The sequence below is a fragment of the Thauera butanivorans NBRC 103042 genome (assembly GCF_001591165.1).
Lineage (GTDB): Bacteria > Pseudomonadota > Gammaproteobacteria > Burkholderiales > Rhodocyclaceae > Thauera > Thauera butanivorans.
Map to the genome: position 1 here is coordinate 1 of NZ_BCUG01000055.1, position 15,718 is coordinate 15,718.

The 15,718-nt window shown below is 62.0% G+C and carries 15 protein-coding genes; 10 read left to right on the top strand and 5 right to left on the bottom strand.

Translation table 11 applies throughout. The features are described 5' to 3' along the window. The first annotated feature begins 139 nt into the window (after positions 1–139). From TBU01S_RS23260 to TBU01S_RS18535, 10 genes are all read left to right on the top strand, one after another. Positions 140–457, top strand: coding sequence for an HVO_A0114 family putative DNA-binding protein (locus tag TBU01S_RS23260; RefSeq protein ID WP_088178901.1), 318 nt, complete (start codon positions 140–142; stop codon positions 455–457). Between the two features lie 111 nt (positions 458–568). Beyond that, complete coding sequence (gene hsdR / locus TBU01S_RS18495) at positions 569–2,959, top strand: EcoAI/FtnUII family type I restriction enzme subunit R (RefSeq protein ID WP_068638851.1); 2,391 nt, start codon at positions 569–571, stop codon at positions 2,957–2,959. Between the two features lie 25 nt (positions 2,960–2,984). Further along, the gene (locus TBU01S_RS18500) at positions 2,985–4,463 is read left to right on the top strand and encodes a type I restriction-modification system subunit M (RefSeq protein WP_068638853.1); all 1,479 of its coding nucleotides are present in this window, start codon (positions 2,985–2,987) and stop codon (positions 4,461–4,463) included. Continuing rightward, a complete protein-coding gene (locus tag TBU01S_RS18505; RefSeq protein ID WP_068638855.1) occupies positions 4,460–5,500 on the top strand; it encodes a PDDEXK nuclease domain-containing protein in 1,041 nt (346 codons plus the stop codon). The genes TBU01S_RS18500 and TBU01S_RS18505 overlap by 4 nt, the downstream gene beginning before the upstream one ends. After that, positions 5,493–7,883, top strand: coding sequence for a restriction endonuclease subunit S (locus tag TBU01S_RS18510; RefSeq protein ID WP_068638857.1), 2,391 nt, complete (start codon positions 5,493–5,495; stop codon positions 7,881–7,883). The genes TBU01S_RS18505 and TBU01S_RS18510 overlap by 8 nt, the downstream gene beginning before the upstream one ends. A gap of 89 nt (positions 7,884–7,972) precedes the next feature. Continuing rightward, the gene (locus TBU01S_RS18515) at positions 7,973–8,314 is read left to right on the top strand and encodes an SEN1982 family lipoprotein (protein WP_083953716.1); all 342 of its coding nucleotides are present in this window, start codon (positions 7,973–7,975) and stop codon (positions 8,312–8,314) included. Further along, the gene (locus TBU01S_RS18520; protein WP_068638859.1) at positions 8,314–8,883 is read left to right on the top strand and encodes a hypothetical protein; all 570 of its coding nucleotides are present in this window, start codon (positions 8,314–8,316) and stop codon (positions 8,881–8,883) included. Before TBU01S_RS18515 ends, TBU01S_RS18520 begins: the two co-directional genes overlap by 1 nt. 4 nt (positions 8,884–8,887) lie before the next feature. Next, complete coding sequence (locus TBU01S_RS18525) at positions 8,888–9,715, top strand: GNAT family N-acetyltransferase (protein ID WP_068638861.1); 828 nt, start codon at positions 8,888–8,890, stop codon at positions 9,713–9,715. A 95-nt stretch (positions 9,716–9,810) separates the two neighbouring features. Next, the gene (locus TBU01S_RS24050) at positions 9,811–10,017 is read left to right on the top strand and encodes a hypothetical protein (RefSeq protein ID WP_157659203.1); all 207 of its coding nucleotides are present in this window, start codon (positions 9,811–9,813) and stop codon (positions 10,015–10,017) included. An 11-nt stretch (positions 10,018–10,028) separates the two neighbouring features. After that, complete coding sequence (locus TBU01S_RS18535; protein WP_157659204.1) at positions 10,029–10,469, top strand: Fic family protein; 441 nt, start codon at positions 10,029–10,031, stop codon at positions 10,467–10,469. Between the two features lie 7 nt (positions 10,470–10,476). Here TBU01S_RS18535 and TBU01S_RS18540 read toward each other — a convergent pair whose 3' ends face one another. From TBU01S_RS18540 to fepB, 5 genes are read right to left on the bottom strand one after another with little or no spacing between them, the layout of a single operon-like run. Beyond that, positions 10,477–11,781: an NtaA/DmoA family FMN-dependent monooxygenase gene (locus tag TBU01S_RS18540; RefSeq protein WP_068638867.1), complete on the bottom strand. Its 1,305-nt coding sequence runs from the start codon at positions 11,779–11,781 to the stop codon at positions 10,477–10,479. A gap of 33 nt (positions 11,782–11,814) precedes the next feature. Next, positions 11,815–12,639 (bottom strand): ABC transporter ATP-binding protein, encoded by an 825-nt coding sequence (locus tag TBU01S_RS18545; protein ID WP_068638869.1) that lies wholly within the window; start codon positions 12,637–12,639, stop codon positions 11,815–11,817. 15 nt (positions 12,640–12,654) lie between these two features. After that, positions 12,655–13,707, bottom strand: coding sequence for a FecCD family ABC transporter permease (locus TBU01S_RS18550; RefSeq protein ID WP_068638872.1), 1,053 nt, complete (start codon positions 13,705–13,707; stop codon positions 12,655–12,657). Next, positions 13,708–14,712, bottom strand: a complete 1,005-nt coding sequence (locus TBU01S_RS18555; protein WP_217999660.1) for a FecCD family ABC transporter permease — start codon at positions 14,710–14,712, stop codon at positions 13,708–13,710. It abuts the gene before it with no gap. 5 nt (positions 14,713–14,717) lie between these two features. Next, a complete protein-coding gene (fepB, locus tag TBU01S_RS18560; RefSeq protein ID WP_083953717.1) occupies positions 14,718–15,704 on the bottom strand; it encodes a Fe2+-enterobactin ABC transporter substrate-binding protein in 987 nt (328 codons plus the stop codon). Between the last annotated feature and the right edge of the window lie 14 nt (positions 15,705–15,718).

The following is a 15,718-nucleotide window of genomic DNA, read 5'->3' on the forward strand; positions in this document are numbered from 1 at the left end:
TAGTCACTTTGGGGTATTGAGGTAATTTTTATTGGATTACCCCATTTTGTGTCGCCGTATCAAGGTTCCCCTGGTTGTTCGGCAATGTTTATCAGTGGATGATATTATTGTAAGTCGACGTGTCTTTGGATTTATGCGCATGAAACGCTGCATTGTGGGTGTTCGACAACTGGATCGCCCGCCCCAGCAGGGCGGCGAGGTTCCCAGCATCTGGTTCCCATCCTTGGCGTCGCTGGCCGCCGTGCTATCGGATGACAACCGCCGTCTGCTGCACCTAATTCATAACAAGCAGCCTAAGTCTTTGACGGAGCTGGCTGAACTCAGCGGCCGCAAGGTGCCAAACCTGTCTCGCACTCTGAAGACGATGGCCAATTACGGACTGGTTTCACTGCAACGCAATGTTCGCGATGTTCAGCCGACTGCGTTAGCAACCGAATTTCTGGTTGTGTTGGATTGAGGGTCATGGACGAAGAGGATGACGTCGCTACACAGCTACAAGATCGCGCGTCGAGCACCGAACGACAGGCAGGAACAATGGGGAAAGGCCGCATGGAAGGAACTACATCCTATGAATAAGCAGGCGCTCAGCGAACGCGACATCTGCACCAAGTTCATCACGCCGGCTCTGGAAAAATCCGGATGGGATGTTCTGGCCCAGGTGCGCGAGGAGTTCCTGCTGACCAAGGGGCGCATCATTGTGCGCGGCAAACTGCACACACGTGGTCAGCACAAGCGCGCCGACTATGTGCTGTTCCACAAGCCCAACCTGCCCATTGCTGTCATCGAAGCAAAGGACAACAAGCATGCCATCGGTTCGGGCATGCAACAGGCCCTCGGCTATGCCGAAATGCTGCAAGTGCCTTTCGTATTCAGCAGCAATGGAGATGGCTTCCTGTTCCACAACAAGATCGCCAAGGACGGTGTTATCGAGCGCGAACTGAGCCTGGATGAGTTCCCCAGTGCCGATACGCTGTGGCAATGGTGGGCAGAGCATCAAGGGCTGAGCACGCAGCAACAGGCCTTGGTAGCCCAAGACTACTACAGCGATGGCAGCAACAAGACGCCCCGTTACTATCAATTGCTCGCCATCAACAAGACCATCGAGGCGATAGCCAAAGAGCAGAAGCGCATTCTGCTGGTGATGGCCACGGGCACAGGCAAGACCTATACCGCCTTCCAGATCATCTGGCGGTTGTGGAGGTCGCGTGCCAAGAAACGCATTCTGTTCCTGGCGGACCGCAACATCCTGGTCGATCAGACCATGACCAACGACTTCAAGCCGTTCGGCGCTGCGATGACCAAGATCCAAAAGCGGCAGGCCAACAAGTCCTATGAAATCTACCTGTCGCTTTACCAGGCCGTCACCGGTAACGAAGAAGAACGGAACATCTACAAGCAGTTCAGTCCGGAATTCTTCGATCTGATCGTGATCGACGAATGCCACCGAGGCAGCGCCGCCGAAGATTCGGCCTGGCGCGAGATCCTGACGTATTTCCATTCCGCCACCCAGATCGGCCTGACCGCTACGCCCAAGGAAACCAGGGACGTTTCCAACATCGACTACTTCGGCGAGCCCATCTACACCTACTCGCTACGCCAGGGCATCGACGATGGCTTTCTCGCCCCCTACAAGGTAGTGCGCATCGACCTGGACAAAGACCTGACCGGCTGGCGTCCCGACAAGGGCATGCTCGACAAGCACGGCAACGAGATCGAAGACCGGATCTATAACCAGCGTGATTTTGACAAGACGCTGGTACTGGAACAGCGCACGCACATGGTGGCGCGCAAGATCAGCGAATACCTGAAGGCCAGCAACCGCTTCGACAAGACCATCGTCTTCTGCGACAACATCGACCATGCCGAACGCATGCGCCAGGCGCTGGTCAACGAAAACGCCGACCTGGTCGCGCAGAACCACCGCTATGTCGTGCGCATCACCGGCGACAACGAAGAAGGCAAGATGGAGTTGGACAACTTCATCTTCCCGGAAAGCAAGTATCCCGTCATCGCGACCACTTCCAAGCTGATGACCACGGGCGTCGATGCCCAGACCTGCAAGCTCATCGTGCTGGATCAGCGCATCCAGTCGATGACCGAATTCAAGCAGATCATCGGTCGCGGAACGCGTATCAACGAGGACTTCGACAAGTACTGGTTCACCATCCTTGATTTCAAGAAGGCGACCGAGCTGTTCGCCGATCCGGCTTTCGATGGCGATCCCGTGCAGATTTATGAACCAGGCCCAGGCGAGCCACCGCTTCCTCCAGATGAAGAAGATGGGGAGGTGTCGCCTGACGATGAATTCACCTATCCCACGCCGGACGACAACCCCACGACCCCCGGCGGTGTAGCCGAACCGCTGCCAGGTGAGGAAGGCAGCAGCGTGCGCCGTTACGTTGTCGCCAATGTTGAGGTCAAGGTGGTGGCCGAACGGGTGCAGTACTTCGACGCCAACGGCAAACTTATCACCGAGTCCCTGAAGGACTACACCCGCAACACCCTGGCCAAGGAGTTCGCGTCGCTTGACGATTTCCTGCGCCATTGGAGCAAGGCCGAGAAGAAGCAGGCCGTCATCGACGAGTTGGCTCATCAAGGGATCTTCTTCGAGGCTTTGGCCGACGAGGTGGACAAGCAATCCGGCAAGGATTTCGACCCCTTCGATCTGCTATGCCACGTGGCCTGGGATCAACCTCCGCTAACACGCAAGGAGCGGGCCGAACAGGTCAAGAAGCGCCATTACTTCGCCAAGTACGGCGAGCAAGCGCAGAAGGTACTCGAAGCCCTGCTCGACAAGTATGCCGACGAAGGTGTGGCCGCCATCGAGGAAACGCAAATCCTCGCCATCGCCCCCTTCAACCGCATGGGCACACCGATCGAACTGGTGCGTGCCTTTGGCGGCAAGACCCAATACCAACAGGCCGTTGGCGAGCTCGAGCGTGAGCTCTACCGCGCCTGACCAGAACTAGACCCAGGAAGTATTCATGTCACTTGCAACTCTTATCAAAGCCATCCAGGACATCATGCGCAAGGATGTCGGCGTCGATGGCGATGCCCAGCGCATCAGCCAGATCTGCTGGCTGTTGTTCCTGAAGATCTTCGACGACAAGGAACAGGAGTGGGAACTGACCCAGTCCAGCTACCGTTCGCCACTGCAAAGCCGCTTTCGCTGGAGCAACTGGGCCAAGGATCCGGAAGGCATGACCGGCGAAGAGCTGATCGACTTCGTCAACAACGACCTTTTTCCTGCCTTGAAACAGCTTGCCACCAAGGCGGGCGTGTCCGCGCAAGGCCGGGTGATCGGCTCGGTGTTCGAGGATGCCTACAACTACATGAAGTCCGGCACGCTGCTGCGCCAGGTGATCAACACCATTGAAGAGGACGTGGATTTCAACTCGTCCAGCGACCGGCACCTGTTCAACGACATCTACGAGAAAATCCTCGCCGACCTGCAGTCGGCCGGCAACGCGGGCGAGTATTACACGCCACGCGCGGTCACGCAGTTCATGGTCGATATCCTCGACCCGAAACTCGGCGAGAGCATTCTCGACCCGGCCTGCGGCACGGGCGGCTTCCTGACCTGCGCCATCGAACACCTCAGGAAGCAGGTCAAGACGCCAGATGACAACCGGCTGCTGCAAGAGAACATCCATGGCGTCGAGAAGAAGCCCCTGCCGCACATGCTGGCCATGACCAACATGATGCTGCACGGCATCGACGTGCCTACCCGCATCCTCCACGACAACACGCTTTCCCGCCCCTTCAAGGACTATGGCCCACGCGACCGGGTGGACATCATCATCACCAACCCACCATTCGGTGGCATGGAAGAGGATGGTATTGAGAAGAACTTCCTCGCCAAGCACCAGACCCGAGAGACCGCCGACCTGTTCATGGCGCTGATCATGCACCTGCTCAGGCACGACACGGGCCGCGCTGCGGTGGTGTTGCCGGATGGCTTCCTGTTCGGCGAGGGGGTGAAGACTACGCTCAAGCGCGAACTGCTGGAAGAGTTCAACCTGCACACCGTCGTGCGCTTGCCCAAGGGCGTGTTCGCCCCTTACACCAGCATCGCCACCAACATCCTGTTCTTCGAGAAGGGCGGCCCCACAAAGGACGTATGGTTCTTCGAGCACCCCTACCCGGCAGGCTACAAGAGCTATTCCCGCTCCAAGCCGTTGACCATTGAGGAATTCGATCTTGAGAAAACCTGGTGGGGCGGCCCGCAGCGTAAGGGGCGCAAGACCACCGAGCATGCCTGGAAGGTCTCTGCCAAGGATCTGGCTGCTCGCAACTACAACCTGGACTGCAAGAACCCGCACGAGGTGGTCGTCGAAGTTGGTGACCCGGACGAACTGATGGCCGAATACCAGGACATCACCCGCCAGTTGCAGGCCGCCCAGCAAGCGCTGAAAACCGAACTGCTGGCCGCGCTCAAGGCCACCAGCGGGGTAGCGGAATGAGCGACAAGCCCGTCTCCCTCGTTCCAGCTCCGGAAGGCTACGCCAACTGGTTGGGCGAGCTGAAGAACCGCATCCACAGTGCCCAGCAGCGGGCCGCGCTGGCCGTCAACCGCGAACTGGTGCTGCTCTACTGGCAGATCGGCCGTGACATCCTGCAACGGCAGGCCGAGCAGGGCTGGGGGGCCAAGGTCATCGAGCGGCTGGCGCACGACCTCAGGACAGCCTTTCCCGAGATGAAGGGCTTTTCGCGCGCCAACCTGATGTACATGCGTTCCTTCGCCGACGCCTGGCCGGACGCGGCAATTGTCCAACAGGCTGTTGGACAATTGCCCTGGGGCCACAACCTGGTGTTGCTGGCCAGGCTGAAGCAACCCGAACAACGCCTGGCCTATGCTCAGCGCGCGGTGGAACACGGCTGGTCACGCGCCACACTGGAAATCCATATCGAATCCCGCCTGCTGGAGCGGGAAGGCCAGGCGATCACCAACTTCGCCGACCGCCTCCCCGCGCCTGGAACCGATCTGGCCCGGCAAGCCCTCAAGGATCCCTACCTGTTCGACTTCCTGGATGTTGGCCAGGAAGCCAACGAGCGGGAAATCGAGTCAGCGCTGGTCAAGCACATCACCCAGTTCCTGCTCGAACTGGGTGCGGGCTTTGCCTTCGTCGGTCGCCAGGTTCATCTGGAAGTGGGCGGTGACGACTTCTACATCGACCTGTTGTTCTACCACCTCAAGCTGCGCTGCTACGTGGTCATCGAGCTGAAAGCCGAGAAATTCAAACCGGAACACCTTGGCCAGTTGAGCTTCTACCTCACTGCCGTCGATATGCAGGTCAAGGCCGAACAGGACAATCCCACCATCGGCCTGTTGCTCTGCAAGAGCAAAAACACCGTGGTGGCCGAATACGCATTGCGCGACAAGGCCCAGCCCATCGGCGTGGCGGAATACCAATTGATCGAATCCCTGCCTGAAGAACTACAAACCAGCCTGCCCAGCATCGAACAGATCGAGCGCGAACTGGGAGGCGAGCATGAATAAACACTTCACCGAACTACTGGAAAAGCATTTCGATACTGCCTTTGCCGCACCCGACGGCATCAAGAAACTGCGCGAGCTGATCCTGACGCTGGCCATGCAGGGCAAGCTGGTGCCGCAAGATCCGAACGAGGAGCCTGCTAGCGAACTGTTGCAAAAAATCGAAGCCGAGAAACAGCGGCTGGTGAAGGAGGGCGAGATCAAGAAACCCAAGCCGCTGCCACCAGTGGCTGAAGAAGAAAAGCCGTACGCACTGCCGCAGGGGTGGGAGTGGGCACGGCTTGGCGAAATTACGGACATCATTCGCGGCATCACTTTTCCTGCAAGTGAAAAAACCAAAGAGCCAGCAAGTGGTCGCATTGCCTGCCTGAGAACGGCGAACGTGCAAAAGAAAATTGAATGGAGCGATCTTCTTTATATTGACCGCACATTCATGTCCAAGAACTCCCAGCTTGTACGACAAGACGATATCGTAATGTCAATGGCAAATAGCCGTGAATTAGTTGGGAAGGTTGCAGTTGTTTCAGAAATACCGGTGAAAGAGGCGACGTTTGGTGGATTCCTTGGTGTACTTCGTACACACAAGGTGGCTCCTCTTTATGTTCTTCATTTACTCAATACATCCTATGCGCGTTCATCACTTATTGATGCAGCCAGTCAGACGACAAACATTGCTAACATCTCCCTGGGAAAGCTGAATCCCTTCTTGGTTCCTGTACCTCCCATCTCTGAGCAGCACCGTATCGTCGCCAAAATCGACGAACTGATGGCGCGTTGCGATGAACTGGAAAAACTGCGCACTACACAGCAGGGAGCGCGCCTGACCGTTCATGCCGCAGCCATCAAGCAACTGCTGAACATCGCCGAACCGGCTCAACATCACCGCGCCCAGGCCTTCCTCGCCGAACAATTCGGCGAGCTCTACACAGTCAAGGAAAATGTCGCCGAACTGCGCAAGGCCATCCTGCAACTGGCGGTGATGGGAAAACTCGTCCCGCAAGATCCGAACGATCAGCCGGCCAGCGAATTACTGAAAGAGATTGAAGTTGAGAAACAGCGTCTGGTGAAGGAAGGCAGGCTCAAGAGCCCCAAGCCTTTGCCGCAGGTTATGGAAGAGGAAAAGCTGTATGCGTTGCCTCAGGGGTGGGAGTGGGTAAGATTTGGAGAGATAGTAAATGCCAGACTGGGGAAAATGCTTGATAAAAGTAAGAACAAAGGAGAGTTAAAGCCATACTTGAGAAATACAAATGTCCAATGGCATAAGTTTTTCCTTGATGATCTCAAAGAGATGAAATTCGAGGAGAGAGAGCTTGAAGAATTCCTTATCCTTCCGGGCGACCTTCTAATTTGCGAAGGAGGAGAGCCCGGCCGTTGTGCTATATGGAATCATCCTGAGCTGGAAATTTACTTTCAGAAAGCCATTCATAGGGCAAGACCTTTCTTGGGCGTGACCTCTGATTATCTGGAGGTATGTTTGACTAAGGATGCCAGCACGAATGCTCTGGACAAGTACTTTACTGGCGCAACAATTAAGCATTTTCCTGGTGATAAGCTAAGCAGCTACGTTATTCCTCTTCCGCCTTTCCAGGAACAACGTCGAATCATCAAAGAAATTCACAAGCTGACCATTTTGTGCGATTCGCTGGATCAGCGGATCGACGCTACCACCGCCAAGCAAACCGAATTGTTGACTGCGCTGACTAAAACTCGTTCGCAGGGCAATGCAGCGGAAGAATCACAGCGAACGTTGCGTTCAAAAGCACAAGTCATTGACCTCGCCACCTATCGCGCCAGCATCGGCTGCTATGCAATCAACAAACTCGCCAACGCCCAATACTTCGGTCGAACCGCAGCCGCCAAGGTGATGTACTTGGCTCAAGCTCATATTGGCCTCGCACTGGATCTGAAACCCGAGCGTGAAGCGGCCGGGCCACTGGATAAGTGGATTTATGATTTCGAGCGGCAAGGTCAAGACAACCGCTGGTTCGAGGTCAATGAAAAGACCTTGGCCAACGGCAGGAAGAAGACGGAATACCGCTGCTTGCCGGCGTTGTCGGCACCCGCAGCGAAAGCCGAAGCCCTGATGTCACCCGGCCAGAAGACTGAGTTTGACCGCCTGATCTACGCCCTGGCAGACAAGAAGACCGAAGAAGTCGAAATGATCGCCACGCTTTTCGCGGTCTGGAACGATTTTCTGATCGATGGTGTTCAACCGACGGATACGCAGATCATTTCCGATGTTCGCGAAAACTGGCACGAACGCAAAGCACGTTTCACCCCCGCCGAGCTTGGCCGATGGCTTGATTGGCTACGCAGAGAAAACATCATTCCTCGAGGACTGCCACCGAGAACCGTGCAGCAACCAAGATTAAACCTCGATGGATGATTTCTTTTAAACGATTGCGAGAATTAGGCAAAGAGTCGAGTAGATAAGGCATCTACAAATACTCAATGAATTGGTAAGCGAGGGAGGCGATGATTCTGACGGACAACGAAACCAAAGTCGATCTGCTCAATAACGAGGCTATTGCCTCAACGATCATTGAGTTGCTTCGCGCCAGACCTGACCTGTGCTGGGGCAAGAAGGCCTTGGACAAGATCATGAAGTGGGAAGGCCCGATGAAGTTCGGCGACTACCAAGAGGCGGGCATCACCTACACCTACAAGGTCAACAACCTCGCCGACTGGGCCAAGAAGCCCGAGGTGCAGGCCGCCTTCCCTGTCGTGAAGAGCGTCCTTGACGGCGCTGGCAGCAAGGAATCCAAGCACGCGGTCAAGCTGACCTCCCAAGGCTGGGAAGCGAAAGGACTGGACTGATGAGCTACGCGAACGAATGGGCCGCCGCCATTGAACGATCGAAGCGGTTTGGCCTCGAAGTGCCCGGGCACGAAGTGCAACCCGAGCACCGCTATCTCACCGATGCACGGCAAGCCGAATTTCCCTACGTCGTGCAGCGGGGCCTCGGTGATCTCGACTACCCAGACGTGGTGGCACAGTGCATGTCCATTCACTACCGCCTTGTGCCGGTGTTGGAGGCATGGCTAGGGTGCCCGGTTTTATACACCATCGGCTGGGTGGACGACGGCACCGCCACGGGCATGTTCAAGTTCGATGACACCTTCGTCGCTGACAAGCTCCAGAACGGGCACAGAGGCAGCACCGCAAACATCCACGCATGGCTAACGTTGCCCAGCATGGAAGTCATCGACGTGGCTTTGGCCACCACCATCGCGGTCGTGCAGAAACTGCCTCAAGGGCATGGAGCTGTGCTGGCGAAGCACGCTGACGAGCTGCGTGGCATGGCCTACAAGCCAATGCTGGTCGGCCCCGATTTCCTACGCAAGAGTGGCTTGCTTCAGGAGTGGGGCATCTACTCTCTGCAATAGGCAAATGGGACTTCCTGCCTTCGATGCGAACTGGCGCGAGAAGCAGCGGATCAAGCCTCGCATCTGTGTGCTGGAGGTTCGGGATCGGCTCAAGCCCGATGGCGAGCCGATAGCTCGGCTGTTTGTCCAGCGACAGGAGAACTATCGTCGCGACGACAGGGACGGTCAGATGTACGAGGCCTCGATTCGTCTGTCCTACCAGACCATCGAGCCCAAGCACTCGCTTCGATCCCGCATCAGCGGATCGTTCGAAGGCAGCTATTCGCGCGGTTTCCGCGAAGGCGAAGCCTCGGTGTCGCTGATAGGCGGTGCACTCTTCTTGGACCCTGCCGAGCTGCGCGGCCAGCGGATCGGCACCTACTTGATGAACGAGATCGTGGTCTGGGCGCAGCAATGGCCGGAAGCCAAGGTGAGGCCGATCAAGTTGCTGTCCGGGCAGGCGGAAGAGGAAAACCGAGACAGACGCAACCGCTTCTATGAGCGGTTCGGCCTGGTATTCGCATACAGCGACCCGGAGCACCGGGAAGGAATGTCGAAGTCCATGCCAGTCAAGAAACTGACCCCTGTCACGTCCTGGGAGGTGAACATCCGGGAGAGATATCCTCGTGAATACCTGGCCGAACTGCTCTATGAGCGAGAGCGAATGGTGATGGAGGCATCGCAACGCGACACGGCCATCAAGAACCTCTCCGCGACGCTGGAAGATGCCAGGAATCACCCTGTTCGCTGGGCCGCACGCCGGCTGTGGTGGCGGTTGCAGCCCATCCTCCTGCAAGGCGCAATGCTGCTGGCGTTTGCGGGGCTCGTCTGGGCTAGCCTCCGGTCGAAATAGGTGAAAGCGAAATACGTCTCCACGGCGATTCATCACCGCGTCTCGATCAACTGGACGTTGACCGCCGCCATCACCAGCGCCCGCACCTCGACGGAGTGAACGATCAGACGGGCTCCATCATCCGCCTCGATCTGCACCATGTCGCGCCCCTCGGCGATGAACTCGGCCCGCAAAGCCCGGCCGATGTCAGCGAGCACGTCCTGCTGGTCAATGCGCTGGTGCATCGCGACTATTTCACCAGCGCCTCGATCCGTATCCTGGTGTTCACCGACCGGGTGGAAGTCATCTGCCCGACAGCCTGAGCGTGGAGGATGTGCGCCAGGGCAAGACCAACCGGCGCAATCCGACGCTGACGGAACACGCTTTCCGGGTGCAGCCCTATCGCGGCCTGGGCAGCGGCATTCCGCGTGCGCTGGAGGCATGGCCGCGCATCGACCTGGCCGGTGACGTGCGGGGCAACCAGTTCAGCGCGGTGGTGCACCGACCGGAGGCGGAGTGGGCGAGCGCGACCGACCAAGTCACGCAGGAGGTGCTTCGCCTTCTGTCCGTGATGCAGGGCGACATGTCACGAGCCGAAATCCAGGACGTACTGGAACTGAAGCACCTGCCCCATCTGCGCGAGGCCTATCTGAATCCGGCGCTGGATCGAGGTTTGATCGAAATGACCCTCCCCGGCAAGCCCCGCAGCCGCCTGCAAAAATACCGCCTGACCGCCGCCGGCCGGCAGTGGCTGCAATCGCGGCAGAAGGACTAGTCATACGCTAAGCGATCCCCATATTCTCCGCGAACGTCTCTGCCGTATATCCGCGCCGGAACCTGCCCGCCTCTACCAGCCTGGGCACCAGTTCATCGAGCAGCAGATCCAGCGACTGCGGGGCGCCGCCCGGCAGCGCGATGAAGCCGTCGGCAGCCTCGGCGCCGATGCGCTCGATGATTTCGTCGAACGCATCATCGACCGTGCCGACGACGATCCAGTGGGCCGAACCCGCTGCTTCCGGGCGGGAGAGCAGATCGTTCAGGCTGGGCCGTTCGCGGACGACCAGGCGGCGCAGCAATTCGACGTGGGTGGGACTGCGCGCGCCGGCCGGAGGCTCGCCCAGCATGGCGGGTGTGATGGGCTGGTCGGGCGCGAGCTGCGCGAGGTCCAGCCCTAGCGCCTGCGAGGCGTAGTTGAGCTTGCGCGCGCTGTCCTGGCCTGCGTGAGTAGTTTCGTACAGTTCCCGCGCCTGGGCGCGGCTGGCGCCCAGATAGAGGCTGAGGCCAGGCAGCACACGCACTGCGCCGGGCGAGCGGCCACACGCGGCGGCACGCCGGCGCAGATCCTGGCGTAGCTGCGTGCCGCAGGCGATATCTGGCGTGGCGGCAAACACGGCGTCGGCGACGCGGGCAGCGAAGTCACGGCCGGCATCGGAAGCGCCAGCCTGGAAGAGCGGGATGCGGCCGCCCGCGCGTGCAGGCACGTTGAGCGGGCCACGCACACAGAAATGCTCGCCTTCGTGGCCGATGGCGTGGATGCACGAAGTGTCGGCATAGCGCCCGGTTCGACGGTCGGCCAGTACGGCTTCCTGCGGAAAGCTGCGCCACAGTGCGCGCACGACCTCGGTGAACTCGCTGGCCTTGCGGTAGGCCTCGGCCGACGTCGACATCGGAGCGCTGCCGAAATTCCAGGCGCCGTCCAGTGCGGTGACGATGTTCCAGCCCGCCCGCCCCGCGCTGATCCGGTCCAGTGACTGGATCTGGCGTGCGACGACGTAAGGCGGGTTGAACGAGGTGGCGGCGGTGGTGACGAGGCCGATGCGCGAGGTATCGCGGGCCAGTGCGGCCAGGAGCAGGGTGGGGTCCAGGCTGCTGAAGCCTGGGCCGTGCTCCAGCGCCGGCACGTCGATGAAGAGGGCATCGGGGCGGAACACGAAGTCCAGGCAGGCAGCCTCGGCACGCCGAGCGACGCCGGCATAGAAGTCGGGACCATGGACTTCTTCCACCCGGCTGGCAGGGTGGCGCCAACCACCCGCGGACAGCCAGGTGGCGGCCAGGGAAAGTCCGATGCATAAAGAGGAATGGGGCATGGCAGGCTCCTTGTTCCGGGTCGATGAGGGATGTCAGTCCGCGTGCGTATCTGCGCCGGCCATCGGCACGACCAGCGGCGAACCGGTGACCGGATCGGGGATGACCACGCTGCGGATGCCGAATAGCCGCTGCACCAGTTCCGGTTCGATGATCTCGGCAGGCGGGCCGACGGCTTCCACGGCCCCTGCCCGCATGGCGACGATGTGGTCGGCGTAGCGTGCCGCCTGGTTCAGGTCGTGCAGGACCATGACCAGGGTCTTGCCGTCCTGGCGGTTCAGGCGGCGGCACAGGTCCAGCATGTCGAGCTGGTGGGCGATGTCCAGATAGGTGGTGGGTTCGTCCAGCAGCATGAGCGGCGCATCCTGGGCCAGCGCCAGGGCCAGCCAGACGCGCTGGCGCTGGCCGCCCGAGAGCGCGTCGACCGGGCGGTCGGCCAGTTCGACCAGGCGGGTGCGGATCAGGGCCTGCCGCACGGCAGCTTCGTCCTCGGCCGACCATTGCCGCCACAGCGACTGATGCGGATGACGGCCGCGCGCCACGAGCTCGGCCACGCGGATGCCGCCTGGCGCCAGCGGAGACTGGGGCAGCAGTCCGAGCCGGGTAGCCAGTTCACGCGCCCCGTAGCGGCGGATGTCCTTGCCGTCCAGCACGACCTGCCCCGCCTCCGGTGCGAGCAGACGCGCCAGCGCCCGCAGCAACGTGGACTTGCCGCAGGCATTGGGACCGACGATGACGGTGATGCGTCCGCGCGGAATGGCGAGATCCAGGCCCTGGCAGACCAGATGGCCGCCGTTGGCCAGCCTCAGGCCATGCGCCTGCACCGTGGGGATAAGGGTATCGGGAGGCAATGATGTCATGCGGGGTAGACCGTCTCAGGCGCTGCGGCGGCGCGTGAGCAGCCAGATCAGGTAGATGCCGCCGAGCAGGCCGGTGAGCTTGCCGATGGGCAGGTTGAGTTCCAGGGGCTGGCTCTGGCCCAGCAGATCGGCGGCAGCGACCAGGCAGGCGCCCATGGCCGCCGAAGCCAGGACGGGCGGCCCGCCCGCGTCGAGCAGGCGGCGGGCGAGTTGGGGTGCGGCCAGGGCGATGAAGGCAATCGGCCCGGCCGCGCCGGTGGCCAGCGAGGCCAGCATCACGGCGCAGAGCACCATGCCCAGCCGCAGCCCTTCCACCGGCACGCCGAGCTGGCTGGCAAGGTCGTCGCCCATTTCCAGGATCGCCAGCCGGCGCGCGCACAGCAGCACCGGCGGAATGAACACGACGGCCGCGCCGATGGCCAGCCAGGCGTGGGTCCAGGCGCGCGCGTTGAGTGAACCGGCCAGCCAGAGATTGGCCAGGATCGCGTTGTCCAGATTGCCTTTGGCGAGCAGCAGGCCGTTGACGGCGTGCAGCATGGCGCCTGCGCCGATGCCGATCAGGACCAGGCGCTGCGACCCGAGCCGGCCATGGCGCCGCGCCAGCAGCCAGACCACGGCTGCCGTGAGCAAGCCGCCCGCCGTGGCGCCCAGCGCCGCCCCCGTGATGGAAGGGCCGTACAGCACGATCTGCAACAGGGCGCCGGTGGCCGCACCGGTCGTGAAGCCGATGAGATCGGGCGAGCCCAGCGGATTGCGCGACAGCGACTGGAACACCGCGCCCGACACACCCAGCGCCGCGCCGACGAACAGCCCGGTCAGCACACGCGGCAGGCGGATGTCCAGCAGCAGACGTTCGCCTGCCGTGGCTGCCTGGCCGCCGATCCAGATCTCCGCGATGCGGGCCAGCGTCAGCCCGCCGCGCCCCATGCCCAGCGCTGCCACGCCCAGGACAAGGGCCAGCAGCAGGAGCAGCGCGCAGGCCGCCGCGGCACGCGGCCGCGCCGCGATGGAGAAACGGCCCGGCCGCCAGGCGATCGGCAGCACGGCGCAGTTGCGTGGCGCGGACATCTAGCCGGCCCCCATGCGGCGCCGCGCCAGCGCGATGAAGACGGGTCCGCCGATGAGCGCAGCCATGATGCCGGCGCCGGCCTCGGCGGGATGGATGATCATGCGGCCCAGCGTGTCCGCGGCCAGCAGCAGGCAGGCGCCGACCAGCGCGGCGCAGGGAATCAGCCGCCGGTGGTCCGGGCCGCAGGCATGTCGCGCCAGGTGTGGCGCAGCCAGGCCGATGAAGGCCAGCGGCCCGGCCGCGGCAGTGGCGGCACCGGCGAGCAGCACGATGGCGAGGGCCGCGCCCAGCCATACCCGTTGCGGCCTCGCGCCCAGTGACTTGCCGAGGTCGCGCCCCAGGGCGAGTGCGTCGAGCGGGCTGGCCAGCGCCAACGCCGCCAGCCAGCCGAGCAGCATGGCCGGCAGGACGGCGGCCAGCACCTCCATGCCGCGTCCCTGCAGCGAGCCGGTCGCCCAATGGCGGAACTGGTCGAAGACGCGATCGTCGCTGTTGAGGGTGATGATCTGGGTCAGCGCGAACAGCACCGCGGACAACGCCGCACCGGCCAGCACCAAACGCAGCGGATCGTGGCCGCGATGCAGCCCGCCAATGAGGTAGACGGCGATGCCGGCCAGCGCCGCACCGCAAAAACCTGCCGCCATCTGGCCAGCCGGACCGTAGGCGCCGGCCCAGGCCACCGCGGCAACGATGGCCGCCGCCGCACCGGCGGTAACGCCCAGCAGGCCGGGGTCGGCCAGCGGGTTGCGGGTCAAGGTCTGCATCAGCGCGCCGGCCGCACCCAGCGCGCCGCCGGCGAGCAACGCCAGCAGCGTGCGCGGCACGCGCAGGTGGCGCAGCAGCAGATGTTCGCTGTCGCCGGCATCGAAGGCAGTCAGGGCTTGCCAGACGGTGGCGGCCGCGAGCGGACGGGCACCGACGGCCAGGCTTGCCACCGCGAGCAGCAGGATACCGGCCAGGCAGGTGGCGGCCAGGATCGCAGGGCAGCGGGTGTCGGCCGGCATGCGCATCAACGGGCGGCGAACCGCGCCAGCAGCCCGTCGATGATTTCGCCGGCGCTGTAGGCGTCGATGCGGAACGAGTTCCTGCCCAGCCCGTAGACTTGCCGGGCCCGTACCGATGGCAGGTTGGCGAGCACGGGATCGCGCAGCATCGCGGCGGCTCCGGAGTCATCCGCGCGCAGCACGAAGGTGGTCTGCGCGGTGAGGCGGGTCAGGGCTTCATAGGGCGCCCAGACGAAGTCGCCTGCCTGGCCCAGCGCGCCGTGCCAGGCAGGATCGGCGGATTCGATGCGAAAGCCCAGTGCCTGCAGCAGCCGCGCGTGCGGGCTGTTCGCGGTGGCGATGGGATTGTCCACGCCGGGGCCGTTGTAACTGACGATGTTGGCCAGGCCTTCCGGAATCCGCAAGTGGGCGCGGGCCTCCACCACCCGGGCGTCGAAGCGCGCAATGGCGTCACGGGCCTCGGCCTCCATGCCCAAGGCCAGGCCAAGCTGAACGGCCAGGCCCTGCCAATCCTGGCGGCCGTAATCGACCATGATGGCGGGGGCGATGGCTTGCAGACGGTCGAACTGTTCGCGGGCCGAATCGGCGCCGTTGCCCGAGACGACGATGAGATCGGGCTGGGCGGCATAGGCAACCTCGAGATCGACCTGCCCGGCCGGCCACAACCTGGTCACGCCGCGCTCGCGTGCCACCGCAGCCCATTGCTCGAAGAATGCGCCATTGGCGGAACTGGCACTGGCGGCAAGCGGTGCGCCAATCGCCAGCAGGGTGCCGGTCGCGGTGACCGACGTCGACAGGATGCGGCGCGGGCGCCGGGCAATCTCGGTGACCGAGCCATCGGCATTCTCGAAGCGGCGCGGCCAGCCGGGCGCCTCGGCACCGGACTGCGCAGCCGCCGTCGCCCGGCGGCCGGGATGCAAGGCCAGCAGCGAGGCGGGAAGCAGCCATCGCGCTGCGGCGAGCGCGGTGATACCTGCGGCAGTCGTCGCCATGAAACGGCGCCGTC

Bases quoted from the DNA above. Each gene is read 5' to 3' on its own strand.
- TBU01S_RS18520 (WP_068638859.1), top strand. From the start codon at position 8,314: ATGAGCTACGCGAACGAATGGGCCGCCGCCATTGAACGATCGAAGCGG.
- TBU01S_RS18555 (WP_217999660.1), bottom strand. From the start codon at position 14,712: ATGCCGGCCGACACCCGCTGCCCTGCGATCCTGGCCGCCACCTGCCTG.
- TBU01S_RS18545 (WP_068638869.1), bottom strand. From the start codon at position 12,639: ATGACATCATTGCCTCCCGATACCCTTATCCCCACGGTGCAGGCGCAT.
- TBU01S_RS18525 (WP_068638861.1), top strand. From the start codon at position 8,888: ATGGGACTTCCTGCCTTCGATGCGAACTGGCGCGAGAAGCAGCGGATC.
- TBU01S_RS18510 (WP_068638857.1), top strand. From the start codon at position 5,493: ATGAATAAACACTTCACCGAACTACTGGAAAAGCATTTCGATACTGCC.
- fepB (WP_083953717.1), bottom strand. From the start codon at position 15,704: ATGGCGACGACTGCCGCAGGTATCACCGCGCTCGCCGCAGCGCGATGG.
- TBU01S_RS23260 (WP_088178901.1), top strand. From the start codon at position 140: ATGAAACGCTGCATTGTGGGTGTTCGACAACTGGATCGCCCGCCCCAG.
- TBU01S_RS18540 (WP_068638867.1), bottom strand. From the start codon at position 11,781: ATGCCCCATTCCTCTTTATGCATCGGACTTTCCCTGGCCGCCACCTGG.
- TBU01S_RS18500 (WP_068638853.1), top strand. From the start codon at position 2,985: ATGTCACTTGCAACTCTTATCAAAGCCATCCAGGACATCATGCGCAAG.
- hsdR (WP_068638851.1), top strand. From the start codon at position 569: ATGAATAAGCAGGCGCTCAGCGAACGCGACATCTGCACCAAGTTCATC.
- TBU01S_RS18550 (WP_068638872.1), bottom strand. From the start codon at position 13,707: ATGTCCGCGCCACGCAACTGCGCCGTGCTGCCGATCGCCTGGCGGCCG.
- TBU01S_RS18505 (WP_068638855.1), top strand. From the start codon at position 4,460: ATGAGCGACAAGCCCGTCTCCCTCGTTCCAGCTCCGGAAGGCTACGCC.
- TBU01S_RS18515 (WP_083953716.1), top strand. From the start codon at position 7,973: ATGATTCTGACGGACAACGAAACCAAAGTCGATCTGCTCAATAACGAG.